Annotated in this window: 24 protein-coding genes; 21 read left to right on the forward strand and 3 right to left on the reverse strand. The window is 31.2% G+C overall.

Annotated elements, in window-relative coordinates; genetic code table 11:
- Positions 1–118 precede the first annotated feature (118 nt).
- The 6 genes from DWW96_RS01665 (at position 119) to DWW96_RS01690 (ending at position 10,383) form a co-directional block, all read left to right on the forward strand.
- Positions 119–1,042: a CAP domain-containing protein gene (locus DWW96_RS01665; RefSeq protein ID WP_158562621.1), complete on the forward strand. Its 924-nt coding sequence runs from the start codon at positions 119–121 to the stop codon at positions 1,040–1,042.
- 86 nt (positions 1,043–1,128) lie between these two features.
- The gene (locus DWW96_RS01670) at positions 1,129–5,424 is read left to right on the forward strand and encodes a SpaA isopeptide-forming pilin-related protein (RefSeq protein WP_117908569.1); all 4,296 of its coding nucleotides are present in this window, start codon (positions 1,129–1,131) and stop codon (positions 5,422–5,424) included.
- Entirely contained in the window at positions 5,408–6,121 is a 714-nt protein-coding gene (locus DWW96_RS01675) for a class B sortase (protein WP_117908571.1), read from the forward strand. Before DWW96_RS01670 ends, DWW96_RS01675 begins: the two co-directional genes overlap by 17 nt.
- Positions 6,081–7,328, forward strand: coding sequence for a DUF262 domain-containing protein (locus DWW96_RS01680; protein WP_199522658.1), 1,248 nt, complete (start codon positions 6,081–6,083; stop codon positions 7,326–7,328). The genes DWW96_RS01675 and DWW96_RS01680 overlap by 41 nt, the downstream gene beginning before the upstream one ends.
- Positions 7,329–7,342: 14 nt before the next feature.
- Entirely contained in the window at positions 7,343–7,942 is a 600-nt protein-coding gene (locus DWW96_RS01685) for a hypothetical protein (protein WP_117908575.1), read from the forward strand.
- On the forward strand, positions 7,939–10,383 hold the full coding sequence (locus tag DWW96_RS01690) for an N-6 DNA methylase (RefSeq protein ID WP_117908577.1): 2,445 nt from the start codon (positions 7,939–7,941) through the stop codon (positions 10,381–10,383). The genes DWW96_RS01685 and DWW96_RS01690 overlap by 4 nt, the downstream gene beginning before the upstream one ends.
- Positions 10,384–10,478: 95 nt before the next feature.
- Here DWW96_RS01690 and DWW96_RS01695 read toward each other — a convergent pair whose 3' ends face one another.
- Genes DWW96_RS01695 through DWW96_RS01705 form a run of 3 tightly spaced genes read right to left on the reverse strand, consistent with a single transcriptional unit; the run spans position 10,479 to position 11,694 of the window.
- Positions 10,479–10,949 carry a hypothetical protein gene (locus DWW96_RS01695; protein WP_117908579.1) on the reverse strand — a complete coding sequence of 157 codons (471 nt, stop codon included), beginning with the start codon at positions 10,947–10,949 and terminating at the stop codon, positions 10,479–10,481.
- Between the two features lie 30 nt (positions 10,950–10,979).
- Positions 10,980–11,354, reverse strand: coding sequence for a DUF6120 family protein (locus tag DWW96_RS01700; protein ID WP_117908581.1), 375 nt, complete (start codon positions 11,352–11,354; stop codon positions 10,980–10,982).
- Entirely contained in the window at positions 11,335–11,694 is a 360-nt protein-coding gene (locus DWW96_RS01705) for a PadR family transcriptional regulator (RefSeq protein WP_117908583.1), read from the reverse strand. Before DWW96_RS01705 ends, DWW96_RS01700 begins: the two co-directional genes overlap by 20 nt.
- 193 nt (positions 11,695–11,887) lie before the next feature.
- Between DWW96_RS01705 and DWW96_RS01710 the strand changes: the two genes are divergently transcribed.
- The 15 genes from DWW96_RS01710 to DWW96_RS01780 all read left to right on the forward strand — a co-directional run bounded on the left by DWW96_RS01710 (position 11,888) and on the right by DWW96_RS01780 (position 24,145).
- The gene (locus DWW96_RS01710; RefSeq protein WP_117908585.1) at positions 11,888–12,670 is read left to right on the forward strand and encodes an Ig-like domain-containing protein; all 783 of its coding nucleotides are present in this window, start codon (positions 11,888–11,890) and stop codon (positions 12,668–12,670) included.
- Positions 12,671–12,879: 209 nt separating this feature from the next.
- Positions 12,880–14,193 (forward strand): hypothetical protein, encoded by a 1,314-nt coding sequence (locus tag DWW96_RS01715; RefSeq protein ID WP_147339785.1) that lies wholly within the window; start codon positions 12,880–12,882, stop codon positions 14,191–14,193.
- Positions 14,190–15,245 carry a fibronectin type III domain-containing protein gene (locus DWW96_RS01720; protein ID WP_117908589.1) on the forward strand — a complete coding sequence of 352 codons (1,056 nt, stop codon included), beginning with the start codon at positions 14,190–14,192 and terminating at the stop codon, positions 15,243–15,245. The genes DWW96_RS01715 and DWW96_RS01720 overlap by 4 nt, the downstream gene beginning before the upstream one ends.
- A 418-nt stretch (positions 15,246–15,663) precedes the next feature.
- On the forward strand, positions 15,664–16,680 hold the full coding sequence (locus DWW96_RS01725) for a DUF5688 family protein (protein ID WP_117908591.1): 1,017 nt from the start codon (positions 15,664–15,666) through the stop codon (positions 16,678–16,680).
- A 102-nt stretch (positions 16,681–16,782) separates the two neighbouring features.
- Positions 16,783–17,319 carry a JAB domain-containing protein gene (locus tag DWW96_RS01730; RefSeq protein WP_117908593.1) on the forward strand — a complete coding sequence of 179 codons (537 nt, stop codon included), beginning with the start codon at positions 16,783–16,785 and terminating at the stop codon, positions 17,317–17,319.
- Positions 17,320–17,434: 115 nt separating this feature from the next.
- Positions 17,435–17,644 (forward strand): DUF6462 family protein, encoded by a 210-nt coding sequence (locus tag DWW96_RS01735; RefSeq protein WP_199522659.1) that lies wholly within the window; start codon positions 17,435–17,437, stop codon positions 17,642–17,644.
- A 77-nt stretch (positions 17,645–17,721) separates the two neighbouring features.
- Positions 17,722–17,892, forward strand: coding sequence for a CopG family transcriptional regulator (locus tag DWW96_RS14190; protein ID WP_198006725.1), 171 nt, complete (start codon positions 17,722–17,724; stop codon positions 17,890–17,892).
- A 41-nt stretch (positions 17,893–17,933) separates the two neighbouring features.
- Positions 17,934–19,175, forward strand: coding sequence for a tyrosine-type recombinase/integrase (locus DWW96_RS01740; RefSeq protein ID WP_117908595.1), 1,242 nt, complete (start codon positions 17,934–17,936; stop codon positions 19,173–19,175).
- A gap of 174 nt (positions 19,176–19,349) precedes the next feature.
- Entirely contained in the window at positions 19,350–19,826 is a 477-nt protein-coding gene (locus DWW96_RS01745) for a hypothetical protein (RefSeq protein WP_117908597.1), read from the forward strand.
- Between the two features lie 224 nt (positions 19,827–20,050).
- Positions 20,051–20,368: a hypothetical protein gene (locus DWW96_RS01755; RefSeq protein WP_117452273.1), complete on the forward strand. Its 318-nt coding sequence runs from the start codon at positions 20,051–20,053 to the stop codon at positions 20,366–20,368.
- Positions 20,369–20,417: 49 nt separating this feature from the next.
- Positions 20,418–20,750: a DUF3784 domain-containing protein gene (locus DWW96_RS01760; RefSeq protein ID WP_117908599.1), complete on the forward strand. Its 333-nt coding sequence runs from the start codon at positions 20,418–20,420 to the stop codon at positions 20,748–20,750.
- A 49-nt stretch (positions 20,751–20,799) separates the two neighbouring features.
- Positions 20,800–21,348, forward strand: a complete 549-nt coding sequence (locus DWW96_RS01765) for a hypothetical protein (RefSeq protein ID WP_117908601.1) — start codon at positions 20,800–20,802, stop codon at positions 21,346–21,348.
- Between the two features lie 244 nt (positions 21,349–21,592).
- Positions 21,593–21,997 (forward strand): transcriptional repressor, encoded by a 405-nt coding sequence (locus tag DWW96_RS01770; RefSeq protein ID WP_022089624.1) that lies wholly within the window; start codon positions 21,593–21,595, stop codon positions 21,995–21,997.
- Positions 21,998–22,083: 86 nt separating this feature from the next.
- Entirely contained in the window at positions 22,084–23,040 is a 957-nt protein-coding gene (locus DWW96_RS01775) for an L-lactate dehydrogenase (protein ID WP_117908603.1), read from the forward strand.
- Positions 23,041–23,101: 61 nt separating this feature from the next.
- A complete protein-coding gene (locus DWW96_RS01780) occupies positions 23,102–24,145 on the forward strand; it encodes a glycoside hydrolase family 5 protein (protein WP_243002991.1) in 1,044 nt (347 codons plus the stop codon).
- The last annotated feature ends 38 nt before the right edge of the window (positions 24,146–24,183 follow it).

Below are 24,183 nucleotides of genomic sequence, written 5' to 3' on the forward strand. Positions count from 1 at the left end.
TCGAAGATTACTATGATAAAATGTATTTATCAATTCTTGGTGGAATTACCACAAGACCAAGAATGATGGATATTTGTTATAAATGGTTAAAATACAATTCGACAGAAGGGTTGGAACAATGATTAAGAAAATTAAATATGCGATTATAGTAATGTTGATTATCGCCAATGTGATATGTTCAAGTAGTATTGAGGCTGCAGAAATATTCAAGGTGACTAATGTAAAGACAAGAGAAGTTACTAAAACTTTCAAGACTATTAAGGATGCAAGTCTTGCAACAACTAAGTTAAAGTACATAGTAGGTTACAAGATAAGCTGGAAAAAACAAAAGAAAGTTGAAGGTTATAATGTTTATGTTTACTATCCGGCAACAAAAAACTGGAAGAAAATAAAAACAACAAAGAAAAATTACTTTACATTAACTAATTGCTTTCAAGGTGAAAAAGTTAAAATAAAGATAAGAGCATATAAAAAAATTGATGGAAACAATGTATATGGACAGTTTTCAAAAGTGAAAAGTATTAAAATCAAAAAAGCTCTTTATTCAAGAACAAAATGGGGCAAAATCAAAAAGCCCTTCACAGACAGAATAGCATCTGAAAATGCATTTGAACTTCAAAACAAGTACAGAAAATCTGCAGGAGCAGAGAGAATTGAATGGTCAGAGAATGTATATAATGTTTGTTTGGAGAGAGCAAAGCAAATCAGCAAGAACTACAGCCATGACGGATGGTATGAAACAGCAATGAAGGTTTTCTCAAAAAAATATAAGATTGATGATGAGTTTATTTGGATTGAGGAAGGAGATTCCGAATATGGCATAAATTATGTTTCTAGTGAAAACATTCTTGAAGGAGCTTTCTCATACAAGGAAGCGATGAAGCAATGGAAAAGAAGCAGTGCTCATTACAAAAATCTAATATCAAAGAGTCACGTTAAGGGAGCGATAGCATGCTATAGAGCAAGTGGAGGTTATTATTGGGTTGCATTGTTTGCAGATGCAGACATAGATAAACTTCTAGAAGAAAAATGTAAAAAATGAATAAATGACAGATAACGCCTTATTAAATCATTAGTGATTTGATAAGGCATTTTTTTGCCTTTTTCAAGAAAGGAAAGAGGTATAAGATGTTTAAGAAGATAAAAAAAATGGTAGCAGGATTGTTGGCTGCAGTAATGATTACAACAAATGTTTGTCCAATGTTTCCAGTAAGTGCTGCAAGTGGAGTTGCCAGCTTGGAATCACTGGGAAAATTAGGAACAGTGAATATAGGTTCAAAGAGTGAGAGCGGAACATGGCTTCAAACGCAGGTAGATTCAAAACCGGTTTTTTGTATGGATTTGGGAAAAGCATGTCATACAGGATACACTTACAAATCTGAATCAAAAACAATTAGTAGTGATGATGCCAACACAAAGAATAAGTTAGAAGCCAAGATTGGATATTGGTATGATCAAGTGAAAAAAGGTAGTAATAAGGCCTGGGTTTATGCACAGTGTCTTATCTGGAGTGTTGAAGAGGGATACACAAGTGAAAGTAATTTAAAAAGTGTAATTAATCAGGTTAAAAAGAATACAGGATATTATAAAGATGATACGTTATATTCGGACATTTTTGAAGTAGGGAAAAAAGTGGAATGCGATATTTATATCTGGAAATATTCAGGCTCCACGGATGACAGTGAAGTTCAAAAACTGTTGCAAATAAAATCAACTAATGAAGAATATAAATATTTAGCTACAAGTGGAAAAAGATATTACAGACAAAGAATAACACTTGAAAAAGTTGATGAAGATGGAACTACTCTTCCAAAAGTTACTTTTAGATTTACAGCTAAAAACATAAAGGAATTATATTCATATCAGTATAATGGTTGGGGAGATTCAGTGAAAGAAGATGCGGATGAGGATGCAACAAAGTTTAGTCAGGATGTAATGACAGATTCAAATGGAAAAATTGTATTTAGATTTACATATATCTTGAATTCAAAAAAATATTATTATGTTTCTGATGATGAATTATCAAAGATGAGTTCATCTGACAAAAAGCAAATGAAAGACCTATTAGATGATAAAGGATATAATTATGCATCTGATTTATCTAAAACTGGTGCCGAAAAATTAAAAGAAGCAGATCTTGATGACCAGATGGATGATATCAGTAACAAGTATGTTATTAAGGAAGTAAATTCAGGAAATGACAATATATTAACTTCTTTTGTGGTAGATAAGGGAAATAATAAGATAACAGATGCAACTAATAATAAAGTGACAGTGACACTGACTAAGTCTGATTCTTGGACAAGAAACAGTGACGGCAAGTGGCCTGAAACAGCAGAAGAATCATACAGCAATTACAAGCTTGCATACAAGCCTGTTCTTAAGGACAAGTATAAGAAAGTGAAATTAACTGCCGTAAAGATTGATGAAGAAACAGGCAAGACTGCTCACGGTGATGCAACACTTGAAGGAGCAGTGTATGGAGTATATTCAGATGCAGCATGCACAAAGTTAATTAAGTCATATAAAACAGACAAGAACTACCAGTTTGAAACAGACTACATGAGATGTGGAAAGACGTATTACCTAAAGGAAGTCACACCACCAATGGGATATCTTAAGAATGACAAGGTATATGACATTGTTGCCGATGGTGCCAAATTCACTGCAGAATACAATTCGGTTGAAAAGCAGGTTTCAGAAAAGCCAATCAAGGGTTATGTGGCAATAATTAAGGGCATGGGTAACGGAACTGCAGGCATTGTACCATTTGAAAAGAGTGCACAGTTTCAGATTTACCTTGCAAGTGCAGGCTCTTATGCCAAGGCAAAAGCCACTGAAAGAGACATTTTAACAACAGACTTAAACGGTTATGCCAAGTCAAAACAGTTACCATATGGTACATATGTGGTTCATCAGACTGTTGGAGCAGACAATACCGAAAAGTGTCCAGACTTTTATGTGAATGTAACTGAAAACGGTAAGACTTATCAGTACTTATTAAATAATCCTGAATTTACAGCATACTTAAAAATCGTGAAGAAGGATTCAAAGACACATCAGACAGTCTTAAAGAAAGGCACAACATATCAGATTTACAAGGTAGACAAGGAAGGAAATGAAACACTTGTTACACAGACATACAGCAATGGAAATGCAATTGAGGTTGTGGACAGATTTGTAACAGATGAAACAGGAGAAATCATTACTTACGAAAAGTTAAAAGCCGGCACATACAAGGTTTATGAAATTGAAGGACCTGAAGGATACAGGGTAAACAGACAACCTGTGATAGTTGAGATTAACAGTAATTCATACAAGACAATGGTGGATAAGCTTGGTAAGGAATATCTGTATGCAGAGTGTGAGTACTATAATGACGTGACTTACGGAAAATTTACAATAAATAAAAGTGGTCCTGAATTATGTAAGAAGGATGATGAAGGTAAATCTGCAGATAAAAATGCGGATGACATAGCAAATGCAGGTTTGGAAAATAAAAATGGTAGTGAGGATGAAACAACAGGTAACGATAGTAATAAGGCAAATGATACTGTTGTAAATCCATTTAACTATAAGGACACATTGCTAAATGGTGTTGTGTTTGAACTTACTGCAAGAGAAGACATCATGTCACAGGATAATCAGGGAACAGTATTGTTTAAAAAGGATTCAGTTGTTGCAAAAATTACAACAGGTGAAAAGGCAGAGTTTACAAATGATTGCAATGGTATCTGTGGTTACGTGTTAAACGATGACGGAACAATGACACTTAATGTTCCACTTGGAGAATACACTTTAAAGGAAGTAAAGACAAAGTATGGTTATGTTCTTCCAGAACAGTCATCCTGGAACTTAAGCTTTAAGTGGAATAACAAGGCTGATGAGTATGTGTTTGACATTTCTGAAAACTCAAAGGATGGAAAGATTGACATACACAATGACATGGTAAAGACAGACATTACACTTGAAAAGCAGGATTCAAAGACGAACGAGCCTGTTGGAAATGCAAGATTTGGATTTTATTCAAAGGACAACATTTATGACAAGAATGGGAATGTGATTGTTGCTGCAGGTGAAAAGATTGCAACAGTAACAACTGACAAGGAAGGAAAGGCGAAAATCCCATTTGATGTACCTGTAATGTATGAAGGTTATGGAAAGATGGAAGGCAACTTAAATTCAGGAGATTATTATTTCCTTGAAGAAAGTGTTAGCGACAGTTATTACATTAACAGGGAAAAACATCAGGTACATCTTGAATACAAGGGTCAGGAAACTGCAGTTGTATCAGCAAAGGCAGTGGTTAAGGAAGAACAGACTGAAACAGTAATCAGTAAAAGGATGATTGCATCATCAGTTGAGATTAAGGACTGTCATTTAAAAATCAGTGATGAAAACGGTAACGAAATCGTAAGCTGGATAACAGGCGACATTTTATCAGTTAAGTTAAATGAAAAGACTGATGAGATGGGATATGATAATGTTCATGTAGAAAAAGATGACGGTTATGCAGTTAAGATATACGGTTTACTTCATGACAGGGAGTACACATTAATAGAAACAAAGCCGGCAGACGGTTTTGTAACCACAAATGACATTACCTTTAAACTTGTGGAAAGTGATGATGAAAATGCAAAGACAAAGGTACTTGTTAAAAATGGAGATAGTTTCACTGAAAACATTGGTAATCAGGTGATAATGTATGATGACACAACAAAGATTGAATTTTCAAAGACAGACATTACAAACGGAAAGGAACTTCCGGGATGTCACATGCAGGTAACTGATAAGGACACAGGAAAGGTAATGGATGAATGGGTTTCATCAGAACAAAGCCATGTGATTGAAGGAAAGTATGCCGTGGGAAAAGCTTATATTTTAACAGAAACAAAACCAAGAGACGGATACGCAACAGCAACAAGTATTGAGCTTGCAGTAGCAGACAATGGAGATATCCAGAAAGTAAACATGGTTGATGACACAATCAAAGTTGAATTCAACAAGATTGCATCAGACACAAAAAAACAGCTTGGTGGTGCAAAGTATAAGGTATACGACAGCAAGGGCAAGAAGGTGTATGAGTTTACAACCGGGAAAAAAGCAGAATTCATAGAAGGCATCTTTAAGGCAGGAGAAAACTACACATTTAAGGAAGTGGATGCACCAGAGCATTACAAAGTTGCAAAGGATAAGAAAATAAGAATTAAGGATATGGGAAAGGTTCAGAAACTTACAGTTACGGATGAAAGAATACCTGTAGTACCTGACACACCACAGACAGGTATCAATGGAAAAACTGCAGGAATGGTGGTTTCACTTATTTCATTATTACTTGCACTTGGATGTTTTGCATGCGTAAGAGCAAAGGACAAGTCAAAATACAATTTCAAACAGGAGAAGGACGATGAAGAAGATAATTAAAATATCTCTGATACTTCTTTTAGTGGGGATGGCTGTGATTGCAGCTGTCCCTTTTTTTAAGGAAAAAAGAGCAGAGAGAAAGTATGAGAATGAATTTAAGAATATACAGGAGAGCGTGACAGAAAAGAAGTCTGATGTAAATGGTCTTGTAAAGAAAAACAAGGACTGCATAGGTTATGTGCAAATACCGGGAACCACCATAAGTTATCCTGTGATGCAGACAAAGGACAAACCGGATTTTTATTTAAATCATGATTTTGACAGGAATTACAGTTTTTATGGGACACCATATTTAAGTGCATACTGTGATGTAAAGAAATCAGATAACCTGATTATTTATGGTCACAACATAAACGGAGGAAAGATGTTTGGAGCATTGGAGAAGTATAAGGATAAGGCGTTTTTTAATAAGCACAGGAAGATATATTTTACAACGGATAAAAAGAGGGAGTATGAAGTGTTTGCAGTGATGAGTGTTAACATACATGAGTTTGAATACTGGAAATTTGTAATGGCAAGGGATAAGAAAGAGTATGATGAGTTCGTTGACAAGGTAGAAGGGCATAGATTATGGAAACAGGGGGACAAGCCTAAGTATGGAGAGCAGATGCTGATGTTGTCTACTTGTGATAATGTAAGAGGGGATGATAGGAGAATTGTGGTTATTAGTAAAGAAAAGTATAAATGTCCTAAATAATCAATTAGTTAATTTTAAGAAATTATGGTATGATAATAAAAAAATAATAAAAACAGACAATGACGAGGTAAAATATATGAATAATTCGATTAATGCAAATGAAGAAGTTGAGTATAACGTTAACATACAATTAGCTGAAAATGAAGAAGTTGTAAATGATGAAAAGGCTGAAAAAGATAATTATGAAAAAAAGAGAGAATTGTTAGAGGCAACTAAAATTGTAAAGCAGACATGGTCAATTCTAGAAATATATCAAAAAATTCAGGGAAATAAGTTATTATTGAATCCAGAATATCAAAGAAATGTGATTTGGGATAAATCAAAAAAGACAGCTTTTATAGAATCATTATTTATGGGAATAATTATACCGCCTATATATGTAGTAGAAGTTCCGGGAGAGAATATATTAGAAGAAAATAGTTATGAAGTAGTTGACGGAAAACAGAGACTTTCAACTATAAAATCATTTATACAAAATAAATTCGTTTTAGAAGAAAAATCTTTAGAATATTATAAAGATTGGTTCGGTGGACAAAATTTTTCAACTATTCAAGAGCAACATTCTACATTAACAAATGAAATGCTTTCTTCAGTTTTGGATATATATGTTATAACTGCAAATTCCCCAGAATTTACAAAATATGATATATTTTCTAGATTGAATAAAGGTGCAGAAAAATTAAAGGTAAATGAAATAAGAAAAGCGGTGTATCATTCAGAAGCACTAAAATTTATTGAAGATTATGTAAGAGAAAATGTAGATTCAGCTAACTATAAGTTGGTCTTTTCTAAGAACGATATAAAAAGATATGAAGATTATGGACGTTTTTATAGAAGTATAGCTTATTATGTTTGTACAGATGAAAATGAAAATAAAGTTTTAGGATACAATTCGAGACCACGAGAAATGATAAATGATGTTTTATTTAAGTTACAAACAAAGGATATTATTTTATCTCAAACGGATATACTTAAAATAATTGAACAAACAATTCAGTTATTAATAAGATTTTCAAGTAACTCGTATAAGCAATATTTAGTTGATGCATGTATTCATTATGCTGTTTTAAATCCACAAAAAATCATGGAAAAAAGCGATGAAATAGAAAAGGATGATGTTATAAATGAATCATTGATAAAATCTCCGTCTACAACAACAAATGTTAATTCTCGAATAAAGAGAGTTCATGAAATTATAAATAGTTAGAAAGAGTGTAGAACATGGGTAATTCACAAGAGATTAAGGAAAAAAATGACGCATTAATAATTTACAAATTTCTCATTGATTATAACCACTTTGAAAATATTGTTCGAGATGTTATTGATTCAGAATGGGAAAAACTAGATAATAATGTCAAGAATAGATTAGCATTTTATGTTGGTTGGTTGGGGAGTGAAAATAAGTATATTGAATATGATACATATTCAATAAAACAGGAAATATGGAAGTATGATGAAAAAAAGATTCAGAAAAAGTTGACGATTAATCAAATTATAAAGATCGATAAGAGAGAGAGAGTTATACCATTATTTGATTTTGAAATTTCATCAAAAACGAAAAAACAATTAAAGTATTTGTCACATGATTGTTTTGTGAGCTTGATAAATATGAGAAATAAATTAGCTCATGATATATTAAATATTAACTTTAAAAATGCAGATATTATTGAATTGCTTCCCGATAAAATTTTAATTAGTAATCAAGAACCATGGATACAGAGTATGGATGTTAACCATATAAGTGACATGGGAAGGGAAATATTAAGTAATTATATATTTATGAAAGAAATCATAATACATTTGAAGGAGAAAAAGTTATGAATATTAGACAGTGGTGTATAAATAATATAGCAGATTTTTCTAATTTTATAAAGTCGGAAGAAGATATGAAAGTAAAGGTTTTAATACCTTATTTGGAAAGTTTAGGATATTCAAAAGAAGAATTTCGATATGAACACCCTATAGAGGTTCATATTGGCACAAAAAAAACAACTGTCTTTTCTGACATTGAGATTATAATAAATGATAAAGTCGAAATGGTAATTGATGCTAAAAGACCAAGTAAGGCATTAGCAGAAAAAGACGTATTACAAGTAGTTAGTTATGCAAAACTTGTTGATACTCCACAGGCAATGATTGCCGTTGTAACAAATGGCATAGATAGTGTTGTAACAGATACATATTCAGGTCAGAGAAGTTCAGAAATTCCTTCCAGAGCTCAACTTTTAAGAACAATTGACAAGTCAAAGAAAACAGCGTTAAAAGATATTGAGTTGCGTGAAGTTGAAAGTATATTATTTACACTTCATAATTCAAAAGAGCTTTACAAGGTTATACAAGATTGTAAAGATGTTATAGAAACAAGAGGATTGATTAGAAGTGATCAGTCTTTTAGAGAAATGACAAAAATTTTGTTGATTAAGATGAATGAGGAGCGTAGAGTCAAAGCTGGTGAGGGAAATAATAGATTTACAAGTGAATATATATTATCAGCTGCAAAAGTAAATAACATTTCGGAAATAGACATGTTTAAAAAATTGTTTGAGGATGCAAAAGAAAAGTATCCAAGTATTTATACAGATCAAAATGAGCAGATACTTATTTCAGATGAACTGTGTATAAAACATATTATTAAAGATTTAGAGCCTTTTTCTTTTTTAGGAACAGGGGATGATATAAAAGGAACCGTGTATGAGATATTTTTAAAAAGTACATTACGCGGAGAATTTGATCAATATTTTACGCCAAGAGAGATTGTAGATTTCATGGTTAAATTTGCAGACCCCAATATAGGTGATATAATACTAGATCCAGCATGTGGGTCGGGCGGATTTTTAATTCAAGCATTTAATCATGTAAATGCAAAAATAAACACAATGAGATATTCTGAGGTTGAAGGGCATAACCGATATAAAGACTTAGTAGATAAATGTTTGTGGGGGCATGAGGCGGATTATGATTTACATGTTTTAGCAAAAATAAATTTAATTATGCACGGAGATGGTTGGAATAATATTTATCAAGGCGATACATTGAGCAGTGATAAAATTCCTGATGATTATTTTGACTTGATTTTAGCAAATCCACCATTTACTATACCATATTCATTTAAAGATGTTTTGGACAAATATGAGTTGGGGATAGGTAAAGATAGTGAGGAATTGGATATATTATTTGTTGAAAAAAGTATTAAGGCACTTAAGCCTGGATGTGACTTGTTTATTGTACTTCCAGAGGGATTGCTAAATAATAAAAAATACTTATATTTTAGAAAATGGTTATTGGAAAAAACTGATTTATTATTGAGTATATCACTCCCGGAGGGGGCTTTTATACCATTTGGAGGTTCTGTTTCAAAAACTTGTATTTTAGGTTTGAGAAAAAAGAGTGACAGTATAGAATATAGTTCACCAGGGTTTGCTTTTTTGGGAAAAGCAAATGAAATAGGATACGAGCAAGGTAAAAAGTCATATAAACAGACTGAAAAAAATGATTTACAGGAATTCGAATATATGACAGATGAAGTATTCGAAGGAATTAAAGTTACATCTAATGATGGCGAGTGTGGATGGATAGAGCATAATCTTATAACAAATTATCGTATTGATGCAAATTATTTATTAAATAAAATAGATAAAAAGAAATTAGAAGAGTTGTACAAAGAAGTAATCCCATTAGCAGAAGTGTGTTCTGTTGTGAATGAGAGTGTTTCGGTAAGAGCAAATACTATATATAACTATTTAGAAGTTCTGGATATTTCACCACAAACAGGAAGTATAACTAATGTGAGAAAAGTGAGTGGTAAGGAAATAGGAGATTCATTTCACTTATTTTATGGAGGAGATATTTTGTTTACAAGGATTAATCCGAGAATAAATAGAGTAGCAATTGCACCACCAGTAAAACCTTTTGGTATAATGTCAAAGGAAATATACAGAATATTATACAAGAAGAACAAGTACATATCTGAAGAAAACAGGTATGTAATTTGCGCGATACTTCAAAATGAATGGGTTATTAAACAGATTATCAGATTATCTACAGGTTCGTCATCATCAAGAGCAAGAGTCCAGGTTGAGGATTTGCTAAATGATGTCTATATTCCTGTATTAGATGAAAAAGTTCAGAAAGAAATAAGTGATTCAACATATTCTGTTTCAAAAAAATTGTGGAATTTATCTCAAAAGATATTAAAGTCTTATGTTAAAAACCAAAAAATTTTGGGTGGAGATGTGGATAAAGATCAATTAAGAGGAATTTAGTATGAATTAATGGAAATTAAAATAACCACTAAATATTTGTATAATACAGATATTTAGTGGTTTTATTAATATCTACACCAAAGAGAAGATTGTGTTTATTTTAATTTACCATTTTTATCACATGTTAAAGTAAGTTCTTTACTTAAATCGCCACCACCTTTTTGATGCATAGTGACTTTTGCATGGGCGGTATTTTTTGATTTTGTAGCTGATTTGGATTTAACAGACCAGTTAGAATCTAAATTACTAATAGAACATGATGCTTTAGTACAACTGGATGAAGAACCGTTGTAACTAAAAGTTCCGGATAAATGTACTGTCCACAACAATTTGTTTGATGATGTATAGTAAGAAATTTTTTTTGTTGCAGTTTTAGATTTGGATGCTGAATATGATGCTATGTTATTTGAGTCGTTTGTAACTATTTCCACAACAATGTAACCATCATCATAAAAATCTGTGGTCTCACTGTAAACAGAAGAGTTGTCAATAACGTTTGCAAAAGTGTTAGTGTAATACAATACACTGCATAGCATCATAGAGAATAAAATAAATAATTTTTTCATAAGTCCCTCCTAATTATTATCGTTTGTTTCCTAAGATTCTTCAATTTTCTCAATGGTGTAGGATGGTAAATCTTTGTTTAGATTTTGATAGTAATGAATAAAAGAAAAAACACATATTAAACCAACTACGATGGCAATAATAATGATGTGCTTTTTCAATTTTTGCTGTTTTTTTATTTCATCGGAACTAAGAGATTCATAAAATGACTCTGAAACATCTTCTGGAGTTCCAAAATTTTCAACTAAATCCTTATAAGTAGTATTAGGATGTTCAGATATATAACTGTCAATATTAATTTCTAAATCGTTTAATAGAGTTCTCTTATATTTAGATGAGATTTTTAATTGTTTTTTGATATTTTTAATATATGATTTTTGAATATTGTTATTCAACGTTGTTTTCATCTTTTGCTCCTTTTGAAAATTCTAAAATTTTTGTAATGCATTCATTAACAGCATAATATTCCTTAATTAGTTCGTTAAGATATTCTAATCCCTGATCTTCAAGATGATAATATATTCTTTTTAGACGTTTACCAACTTGTTTTTGATATGATGAAATCATATGCTTGTCTTCTAGTTTATAAAGAGTGGGATAAAGAGAACCTTCAGGAATCTTTATATATCCACCGCCACGCTCTATTACCAATTGTGTCATTTCATACCCATATAAATCTTTTTCTGAAAGAAAATTTAATATAAGCATTTCAACGTACCCCTTTTTAAAGTTATCTCGAATATTCATACAAGTGCTCCTAATTAAAATGTGCATTACAATTATAATACATATATAATTTAATGTAAATATAGTAAAATATAAATACATAAGTATATAAAGTAATAGTTGATACAGGCATTGTCATGTGCTATGATGATATTGACATATAAAAATTGTCTAAATATATTTTATTAATATTAAACAAGAGAGGGAGAAAATTATGAAGAAAATACTAACATTTTTACTAGCAATAACAGTTTTGCTTTCAAGTGTGGATGTATCTAGTATTAATATTTACGCTGCAGATGGAACAGTTAAAATTTTTTTAGGAGATAGTACGACACCCAGACATCATAAAGCGATAGCGGAAGGCAGCAGAAGTGAAGAACTTTCGTTTGAATTAAAAGACGGAAAAGTGAAGAAGAGTGCTTATTCCAGTGATAATCCATCTTCTTTTAAAATTGTTGAAGAGAATGGAAAGAATTATATTAGTGGTATAAGTGAAGGGGTAGGTTATGTCACATTAAGTATTGAAACGACTACTGGGAAAAAATATAAAGAAAGACTTTTTATATCTGTTTATAAGGGTACGGAATCATATGTGGGCATATTTAACTCAAAAGCTACAATTTATCGTGGAGCATCAGTAAATGCTGACGTTGAAAATAATGATAATAAAGGAGAGTGTAAAAAGGGTACAACGGTTAATGTTGTAGCATTATGTAATGATTTTTATTTGATTCGAACAATGGATGGAACTAAATTTGAGGATGACAAAGATACAGGGTTTGTTGAGAAAAAATACATTGATGTTCAAGCAACAGAAATTGAAGTCGAAGAAGAGTATGTGTTGAATTTAGGAGATAATATTTGTTTGAAAGCAAAAGTATTACCGAATTTTGCAACTAACAAGAAATTATACTATTCTTCTGATAATAATCGTATTGTTACCGTGGATCAAAATGGCAACCTTAAGACAAAAAAGTTGGTCAAGCCAATGTAACCATATACACCGCAAAGCATAAATTAACTAAGAAATATCAAATTATTGTTAAAGATAAAAGTGAATATAGCTGGGATGAACAGAGTTTTGCAAACAAAAAAAGTAGTTCTTTTAAAGTTAATGCTAATTGGATTAGAAACAAAAAGATTAAAGTAAAATGGAACAAACAGGAAGCTGCAAAACAATATATTATCATGCGAAAAGAGAGCATGTCAAAAAAGTTCAAGAAAGTAAAAACTTTATCATTTAATCAAAATAAATTTATTGATAATAAGGTCAAAAATAATAAAAAATATTGGTATAAAGTGATTTGCAAAAGAAAAGGAATGTCTAATATACAAAGCAAAGTAGTCAAAGCTAAGAAAAAAAGAAAAGTAGTTTTGAATGCTACAGCACAAAAAACAAAGAGTATTAAATTATCATGGAAAAAATTAAAAAACGCAAAAAAAATAACTATATTTAGGAAAAAAGAAAGAGATAAATATAAGAAAATTAAAACATTATCAGGAATAAAAACATCTTATATAGATAAAAGTATTAAATACTTTACTAAATATGATTATAGACTAAAGATTGTATGGAAAGACAACAAGACAACATTTAGTAATGAGGTTGGGTGTAAAAGCAAATATAATATTGATAAACAAAAAAATATAGATTATTTTAAGAAAAATTATCCTTTTGTTTGTTTAGACGAAAGTGTTAATATTAATGAATATTCAGTGTTTAATGAATATTATTCACCTATAAAATATAGATTTACAGGTGATACTTTGGAAATACATATTTACTATGAATTTGTAACATATGATAAAAAGAACAACAGGGCTAAGGCTTCCCGAACATTAGGATATGGCAATAAGACATATATTGATATGATAAAAGCCGGAATAAAAAAATGGTATTCTATTGATGTTGCTAATGATAAGAATGAATTTGTGGGAATAAATTATACTGTTAAACCTATAATTCATGATAAAGATTTTGGTAGCTATAATGCTAATCAACATTTTTATGAGGTTCAAGTTGCAGGTGAGCATATCGATGGCGGAGAAATAGGTGATTATTGGTATTATACAGGAACAGGTGATTATAAATATACAACATATATTTATATGACAGATATAAGAGATGCATTGAAACAAGGAGAATATTTGGGTGAAACCATAAAAGAGAGACAGGACCGTTATATGTACATAATTGCCCATGAGATGGGACATGCACTTGGATTGGATGACGGTTATCCAGATGATGGTCATGACAGATTTGCAGATAATGATGAAACAGGCATTTTTTACAAAAAATATAAAAAGGGAACAAGGTATGATAATATTATGGTTGAAATAACTGAAAAAGAATATTTATTACCAAATGATATAGAAATGATGCTTTATGCTTATAGTTTGTCTCAGGGAAGACCATGGAGAAATTTACAATCCTATAAAACAAATCCCAAATTAGGCACTGTTTTTTCTGATGTTATAAAGAATAGAAATGATTATTATGTGGAGGAAAAGAAATGAAAAAAATGATAATAATTTCGCTTACACTTGTATTAGTTATAGCGATGAAAATAGATAATGTAAATGCAAAAACAACAGAAATAGGTACCCCTAAAAACTTGATTGTATGGTGTAAAGATTCGCATACATTGAAATTGAAATGGAGCAAGGTAGATAATGCTACAGGGTATAAAATATATCGTTACCAAAAAAGTAAAAAGAAGTATAAAGTTATAAAAACACTCGGAGCAAAAAAGTGTAAATTCACAGACAAAAATCTAAAAATACATAAAATTTATAAGTACAAAATAGTAGCTTTTAGAAAGAAAAAAAATAGGAAAGAATACGGTGAAAAAACATATTATGTATCTGCTAGAACGTATGGTGAAAAAGCAAGGATTGTAAATGTAGCAAAAGGTAAAAGTGTAAAAATTTACAAACAAAATAAAGAAAAAGAGATAGGAATTTGTTCAACAGATCAATTGTATGTTAATCTCGTTGAAGATGCTAGAAGCAATTCGTTAAAAACAAGACTTGTATCTGATAAGATTAAATGGTCAAGCGATAATCCGGAAGTGCTAAAAGTTAATAAAAAAGGAAAAATAATATCAGGAACAAAAAGTGGAAGTGTAACAATTTCAGCGAGGGCTCATAATGGTGTTATTGGTAAAATCGAAATTAATGTAGTTAATTATGCCAGACCGGAAAAGTTTTCTTTATATCATGGTGGGATTAAAGAAATAAACAGCTTGTTGACAGATTATAAAAAAGAAATATGTGATATAGCAGAATTTTTTACTATTAGTAATGATGAAGATAAATATGGGGACATAACGGTAAATAGTAATGGTGAAATAATTGGAATTCCAGATATCAAAAATATTTCTACAATCAAAGATGCTATAAAAAAACTAATAGAAGAATATCCATATCCTATAGATATATACTTCGAAAAGGGATGCGTAATATTTACTGTTGGTGATAATGTAACAGTTGAATATGATGCTAATAAATCATTTGATGACAATGCATATAAAATAACTAATCATTGGATTGCTACAAAAACAAAATAATGGAAAAGTTATATATAAGTATATTGTAGTATAGTGATAACAGTAAACAGGAGGAAGATTAAAGAAAAGGTTGGGACCCAGCGTCCCAACCTTTTCTTTTTGCACATCAACCAAATAATTTAAACCACAATATGGTTTATTATCCTAAATCCCATCCACGATAGAATTCGACATCGACACACCGCAATAGTAAAATATAACCATAAAGTTTGAGAGCAACAGGCCTTAAAACTTTAAATCAAAAATAAATAAATGCCTTATTGAGAACAGTAGTTTAAGAACTGACTGTTTTTCAATAGGGCATTTTTTATTGCAAAAATGGAGGTGTCTTATGAAAAGTGAAAGCATTTTAGTTGTTCCACCGTAAGGGTGAAACAGGGCCAATATTAGAATTATGAAATTTTTTAGGAGGACAAATATGAATTTAAATTACGAGGAATTTAAGGAAAAGATTAAGGAAGATATTAAGGATTACATGGATGAGAAGTACAAGAATTGTGGAGTTGTAATCAGAAAGGTTAATAAGACTAACCGTGAGGTTGATGGATTAAATTTTTATGATATTCCAGAATTAAAAAATGCCACACCAACATTATACGTAAACAACCTGTATGAAGAATACGAAAGAACAGGAAATTACGAAGATGTTGTAAGAATGGCAGCTGAAACAATGCAAAATGGAATTGAATCATTTAACAAGGAAATTAAGGCAGATTTTTTAGATACGTCAAGACTTAAGGATAACGTATTTTTTACATTAATAAATGCTGAACAGAACAGAGAGTTATTGAAGACTGTTCCACACAGAGAATTTGAAGACCTTGCAATTGTGTACAGATGGAATCTTGGAAATGATTCATTAGGAACATATACAAATCTTGTTAACAATGATTTAGCAGCAAAGGAAGGTCTTACAGAAAATGACTTATACAATGCAGCAAATAAGAACACAAAGGAATTATTCCCGGTGTCAATTAAGAACATGAATGAAGTCATTAGTGAAATTATATTTGGTGAAAGTGAATTGGGTGAAGAAATGCAGGAAGAATTCAATGAAGTAATGATGGAAACACCTAATGAACATTCAATGTATGTAATTACAAACGAAAGTAAATTGTATGGAGCAGCTTCAATTTTGTATGAAGAGCCACTACACGAATTAGCAGAAAAAATTGGAAGTGACCTGTATATTTTGCCATCAAGCATCCATGAGGTTATTGCAGTGTCAGCAGACTTTAGTTCGCCGGATGAACTTGCAGAAATGGTTTATGAAATCAATATGGATCAGGTAGACATTAATGACCGTCTTTCAAATCAGGTATATTGCTACGACAAGGATTTAAGAACATTAAGACTTGCAACAGACACAATAAATAAGAGTCTTGATGACGTTGACCGTGGAGCAATATCAACCCCGGAAAGAGAGGGCAGATAGTCATAGAAGATTTTCAAAAAGAATTGGCAGAGAGGATAAAAAGTGAAGTTGCTAACTGCAGTTCGGATGAAGAGTTTTTCATTAAAGTTGAGGTGATTGCAGATGGAAAAGATAAATCAGGTATCAATTAGACTTGTAAAGGAACGACCGCTGCTATCAGAAGAACAACTTACATCCCCTGAAAAGGTTGCAATGGTAGTTGGAGATTACATAAGGGATATGGATCGTGAAGCTTTATGTGTAATCAATTTTAACAGTAAGCTTCAGCCATTGAATTTCAATCTGGTAAGAATTGGAGCAATAGATACTACAATTGCTTCGCCAAGAGAAATACTTAAGTCAGCAATATTGTCAAATGCAGCAAACATGATGATTTTGCATAACCATCCATCCAACATTTTAGAACCATCAAAGGAAGACATCAGAACTACGGCAAAGCTAGTTGATATTTGCAATTTGGTGGGAATACCTCTTCTGGACCACATTATTGTTGGTCCAGATAAGGGGAGGTATTTCAGCCTAAGGGATAAGCAGTTGGTTGATTTTAGAAAAAGCAGTACATATTCAGACAAGTTAGAGTTCTTAAATTTTAAGAAAGATAAGGACATAAAAATAGCCGAGGAAGTAAAGGTTAGATAAATAAAAGGGGTTTGGGGATATGCCACAACAAGAATGCATTTGTATATACAAATGCGTATCTTGTAGTTTCTTGGAAATTGTAAAAAGTGTAAAAAACGGACAGAGGTGATTATAAATGACAAAATGTGTACAAGTAATGATAAGAAATCAGAAAATAGCAAAAAAATTCGTAAGATATGGTGAAGGGGCACAATTATATTCAATGTCCCAAAGTACCTTTGAAAAACTTGCAAAGGAAGCAAAAGCTATATATAAGTACAACAAGTTAGTATTAGTAAATACTGAAAAAATAGATGAATATTTAGAATTATTTCATGAATTTTAGAAAAAGACCTTTCATTGACACTTGACTTTTTGGGGTACAAAAAGTAAGATATTGGTAAGTGCAGGGAGGTGTAGATAATGTCAAAAATGGGAAGACCAAAATCTGATAATCCAAAGAATAAGAAAGTATCTACAAGATTATCAGAAGCAGAGTACGATCGTTTGAAATTATATGCATCTAAGCATTCTCTTACAATATCAGAAGTGATTAACTTGAGTTTAGAATATTTGTATTCAAGCAGAGAGTGAAAATGAAGGGTCTTTTTTGTTTATTTGAAAGGAGACCAATCATGGAAAAGAAACGTAAAGATAGTAGAGGAAGAGTTCTTCGTAAAGGTGAAACATTTCGTGAAAAGGAAGGTAGATATTCGTATGAATATAAAGATACCTTTGGAAATAGGAAGACAATTTACTCTGTAGATTTATTGAAATTACGTGAAAGAGAAAAACAAATAGAAAGAGACATAAGTGATGGACTCAACATGTATGTAGCTGGGAAGGCAACATTAAACTATTTGTTTGAAAGGTATATGGATACAAAATATAATTTACGAGAAAATACAAAAGTAAATTATAAATATATGTACGACAATTATGTTAGAAATACTATAGGAAAAAGACTGATAGCTGACATAAAATATTCAGACATCGTTTATTTTTACAAAAGTTTAATTACTGAAAAAGGTTTAGAACTTAATACAGTGGATACAATTCATACGGTAATACATCCGGTGTTTTCAATGGCGGTTAGGGATGATGTTATTAGAAAAAATCCAGCTAGTGGAGTATTGGCTGATATTAAGAAAGAGAGTGGTAAAAATAAAGGAATAAGACACGCTTTGACAATAGAACAACAGAGAGTTTTTATGAAATATATGATTGAAGAGGAACAATTTAATCATTGGATTCCAATTTTTACTATTTTATTAGGAACGGGATGTAGGGTAGGTGAATTTATAGGACTTAGATGGGAGGATGTTGATTTTAAACAAAAAGTAATTAGTATAAATCATAGTATAGCGTACGTGTGTTATGGTAAAGAAGATGGTAGGAAGAGCCATTATGCAATATCTTTGCCTGAAACAGAAGCGGGTATAAGATACATTCCAATGACAGACGAAGTATATGATGTATTCAAAGCAGAGTATTACAGACAACAGGAAAATGGCTTTAGTCAGTTTTCAATAGAAGGAATGTCGGGATTTATATTTACAAATCGTTGTGGAAGAATTTATAATCAACAAACTTTAAATAAAGGACTAAAAAGAATATCCGAGAATTATAACCAGAAGGAATTAATAGATGCAAAGAAACAAAAACGTGAACCTATTATTCTACCACATTTTACATGTCATCAATTAAGGCATACTTTTGCAACAAGATTATGTGAAAGTACAAGTAATTTAAAAGCAATTCAAGATATTATGGGACATGCAAATATTGAAACAACAATGGACATATATGCAGAAGCCACAGTAGGAGCAAAACAAAAAGCAATTGAAAATTTATCAAACAATTTAAAACTTTTTTAGAAAGAGAACCTTATTATTAGGGACGTAAAAAGTGACAAAAGACGTGAAAAGGACGTAATAATAATATTCCTTTATACATTATAATACACTATGATAAGTTTGACTGAATTAGGGAAATAACGATAATACCTTGTAGTATGGGATAATAAGTATAGCATATGATTATTCCCAACAATGAAGAGCTTAGACAGCCCTGTTAAGGAAAATAAGGCAGCTAAGAGTGATGAAGCAGAAAATTGCGACCAGAATGCGACTGTTGAAGAAAAGATTGATTTTTCAAATGTAAAGATTGAACCTTTATTTGAAGAAGAAGTTGATTTTGAAACATTTAGCAAGTCAGACTTTAGAGCAGTTAAGGTTAAAGAGTGTGTTGCAGTACCAAAGAGCAAAAAACTTTTACAGTTTACACTTGATGATGGCACAGGCGTAGATAGAACAATCCTTTCTGGTATTCATGCATATTATGAACCAGAAGAATTAGTTGGAAAGACACTTATTGCTATTACAAACCTTCCACCTAGAGCAATGATGGGAATTGAATCTTGTGGTATGTTACTTTCAGCAGTAAACAACCTCAAAGATTCAGAGGATGAAGAACTTCATCTTCTTATGGTTGATAACCATATTCCAGCAGGTGCAAAACTCTATTAAGATGATGTAAAGATGTACCGTTTTACCGAATAGACGGGATGTACTTCATTTGATAAAAAACTAAAAAAACAGCGATTTACATCAAACTTACATCAATTGATGCAGAAATCGGTGCAAGCAAGAAAAAATCGCATAATTAGTGCAATGAGTGGGCAATTCCAATCAGAGTTGCCCATTTTTAAAACAAACAGAAAATACAAATCGGAATTTAAAAGGATGATGATATGATGGATAAATTAAAAAAGAACATGGTTTTCTACCTACTGTTGCTGATAGATTTTTATATCGTTCCTTGGTTTATAAAAGACACAGGAAGTGCAATGATTGTTATGTTAGTAATTATTCCTCTAATATGTTTAATAACCTCTGTTTTTTATGGGATTAGGAATGGTTTTAACTTCTGGTATATTTTGATTGTAGCAATAATGTTTGCGCCATCCATATTTATATTTTATAACTCAAGTGCATGGGTTTATGTAGTTGGATATGCTGTTATTGCATTATTGGGAAATTTAATAGCATTGCCATTAAGAAAAAGATAACTTCCAGTTTATAAAATTAAGAAAATGGAATTTAAGGAGGAGTATGTAAATGAAATTAGCAGATTTAGCAACAGGCTCTGATTGGATAGTGTGGATTGTCTTTGCGATATTTGTTGTACTTTCTATTATTTTACTTTCTGGACATGGAAGCTGGTTCATTTCTGGATATAATATAGCTTCAAATGAAGAAAAGGAAAAATATGATGAAAAGAAGTTATGCAGAACAATGGGAATTGGAATGTCTATTATAGCAATTCTTGCATTAACTATGGGCTTGTTTGAAAATATTTTGCCTGCATTTTTTGTATATATTGCATTGGGGATTATTTTGGTTGATGTCGTGGTAATTATCATTTTAGGAAACACACTATGCAGAAAGTAATAACTTCCAGTTTTTGAAACTGAGAAATCGGAATTTGGAGGTAAAAAGCATGATGAAGCTCGATAATTTTATTAATATGATGACGGGACACTTTAATAACAAAGAGCAGTTTGATAATATGCAGAGAGAAGGGAAAACATATCCTTATGCAGAACACATTAATACAATCTGTAATGAGAAAATTTTAAACCTTCCTAAAGATTTTAATGGTAAATTTGTTGTTGAAGAAAGCTACTATGAGACAAATGGTAAACGCCATGCTTCCCCACATCTTTTCCTTATTACAGAGAAAGAAGACGGAATTGTGTTGTATTCTTATGAAATACCAGAAGGAGAAGATAAAAGTACGTTTTCATATGATTCTATGAAAAATGCTGACTACACTGAATTGAAAAAATCTGAAAAATTCACTCCGGCGCTCTATCATGAGAAAGATGGAATCTGGGAAGGAGGCAGTACAAGCCAGTTTTCACCGATAATGACATTTAAGCTTTGGGAAAAGTTTTCTGATAGTTGTCTGGAGGTATCTGAAAGCATGGAAGTTAATGGAAAGAAAACTTTTGGATATGATGAACCAATTATCTATAAGCGAGTATAATCCAAGAATGAAATATTGCGATAAATTCCAGTTTGTAGAATTCAAAAATTTAATATGAAATATGAGATAGAGCGTATGGAAATTAACTATACGTTCTATTTTTTGCCTTTTTTGAAAAAGTGATTAAAAAACTATTGACATTTTGTTACTGAAACAAAATAGTAATCATTCCTAATTTACATTGACATACTAACATGAAATATATATAATCCTTATTAAGAACAATTCCTAATAAGGAGAAATTATGAAAGTAAGAAGAAATACAATCCAAAAAGATTTAGTTTTAAGGGCTGTAAATGAAATGAAAAGACATGCAACTACAGAAGAAGTGTATGAATTCATTAAAAAAGAGCATCCGACAATTGGAAAAGGAACTGTTTATAGAAATTTAGGAATTTTAGTTGAAGAAGGAAAAATTAGAAAGGTTGAAGTTCCTGACGGACCGGATCGTTTTGATTTTACACTAAAGGATCATTATCATGTTAGATGTATTAAATGTGGTGATGTTTCTGATGTTGATATGGATGAGGTTAAAGATTTAACTGAGAAAATTAATAATGTTCATGGAATAAAGTTTCTGAGCCATGATATATTTTTTAAAGGAATTTGTTCGTTATGTTTAGAGAAAGAGGAGGATTGCGAGGAATAATTAAATACTATATAAATTAAGCTGTGAATTTTTTTATAGCAAAAGAAAACGATAAAAATAAAAAAGGTATTAGGAGAAAAATTATTATGAAAACTCAAATTGTTAATTCTAAAAAAGCAGTTATGATAGGATGTGGATTCGTAGGTTCAGCATCAGTATTTGCATTAATGCAGAGCGGATTATTTACAGAGATAGCTCTTATTGATGCAGATAAGGATAAAGCAGAGGGAGAGGCTATGGATATAAGTCATGGAATACCATTTGCCAGCCCGATGAGAATATATGCCGGTGATTATGACGATGTGGCAGATGCAGCTATTGTTATTATATCTGCAGGTGCAGGACAAAAGCCGGGAGAAACAAGAATTGACCTTGTAAATAAAAATGTTGCTATATTTAAGTCGATAATACCTGAAATAGCGAAAAGAAATTTTTCAGGAATATTGCTTATAGTGGCTAATCCTGTGGATATTTTAACTCAAGTGGCAATAAAGTTGTCAGGGCTTCCTGAAAACAGAGTAATTGGTTCAGGAACAGTCTTAGATAGCGCAAGATTAAGATATAAACTCGGCGAACATTTATCTGTAGACAGTCGAAGCGTTCATGCGTTTATCATAGGTGAACATGGTGATAGCGAGGTAGTAGCGTGGTCGTCAGCAAATGTTTCAGGAGTTCCTTTAAGTGAAATGTGCGAGATGAGAGGACACTATAAGCATAAGGAAAATACTGAAGAAATTGCAACAGAAGTAAAGAATAGTGCTTATGAAATAATAAATAAAAAACATGCTACATATTATGGAATAGCAATGTCTGTAAAACGAATATGTGAAGTTATTATGCGAGATGAAAAATCAATTATACCGGTATCACACATGATTCATGGTCAATATGAAATTGAAGGAGTTTCATTAAGTATGCCGGTTATTGTAGGTGCAGATGGTATTGAATCAGATGTACCAATAAATCTAAATGGAGAAGAGGCATTAAAACTTAAGGAGTCAGCTGATTCTTTAAAGAAAATAATAGATACGCTCGAATTATAAAAGTATGGTATTATAAAGTATACGATTTTAAATAAAGTATTAAAATTGGAGTGGAAAATATATGAAAAAAGTATCATATAAGTTGAAAATTATAATTACAATTATGATAGTATTTAGTTTAATAGTTTCATATGTAAATGTAATTCCTGCGGACAAAAAAATAGAAACAGTAGCTTACAAAAAAACACCGGTTGGAGCACATGGAAGATTAAATGTAAAAGGAACAAAATTAGTAGATCAATACGGAAAAGAAATTCAAATTCAAGGTGTTTCTACGCATGGAATTAATTGGGATGTTGGAGAACCTTATGTTAATTACAATTCATTTAAAATATTACGTGATAAATGGGGCGTAAATTGTATAAGAGTTGCAATGTATACAGAAGATTATAATGGTTATTGTGTTACAGATGATACTAATAGAAAGAAATTGCTTAAGACAATAGATTTGGCTGTTGGGAACGCAAAGAAGTTAGGAATGTATGTTATTATTGACTGGCATGTGCTGAATGACCAAAATCCATTAAAACATAAGGATGAAGCCAAACAATTTTTTAAAAAAATGGCGAAAAAATATGGGAAGAATAAAAATGTAATGTTTGAAATTTGTAATGAACCAAATGGAAATACAACATGGAATGATATTAAAAAATATGCTAATCCAATAATAAAAGTTATAAGAAAATATGCAAAGAAATCTATTATTATAGTAGGCACACCAACATGGAGTCAGGATGTGGATGTGGCATCAATGTCTCCAGTTAAAAATGGTAAAAATATCATGTATGCAATTCATTTTTATGCAGCAACACATCAGGATTACTATATGAATAAAGTAAAAAAAGCAATTTCAAATAAACTTCCTGTGATTTGTACAGAATTTAGTGGCTGTGAAGCCAATGGAAATGGAAACATAAATAAAAGTAGTCTTTATAAATGGTTAAATTACCTTAAAAGTAATGGAATAGGCTACTGTTGCTGGAGCTTAAGTAATAAGAATGAAAGTGCGTCATTGCTGAAAGCTGACTGTTATAAAAAATATGGATATACATATTCTGATTTATCAAAAATGGGAAAATTATTGGTTGAGTTTTATAAAAAATAAAGATAAAAAAACCTGTCATTTTACATTGTTAAAATGAC

Origin of the sequence: Eubacterium sp. AF17-7 (assembly GCF_003461285.1) — a bacterium.
In the GTDB taxonomy this organism is placed as follows: Bacteria; Bacillota; Clostridia; order Lachnospirales; family Lachnospiraceae; genus Eubacterium_U; species Eubacterium_U album.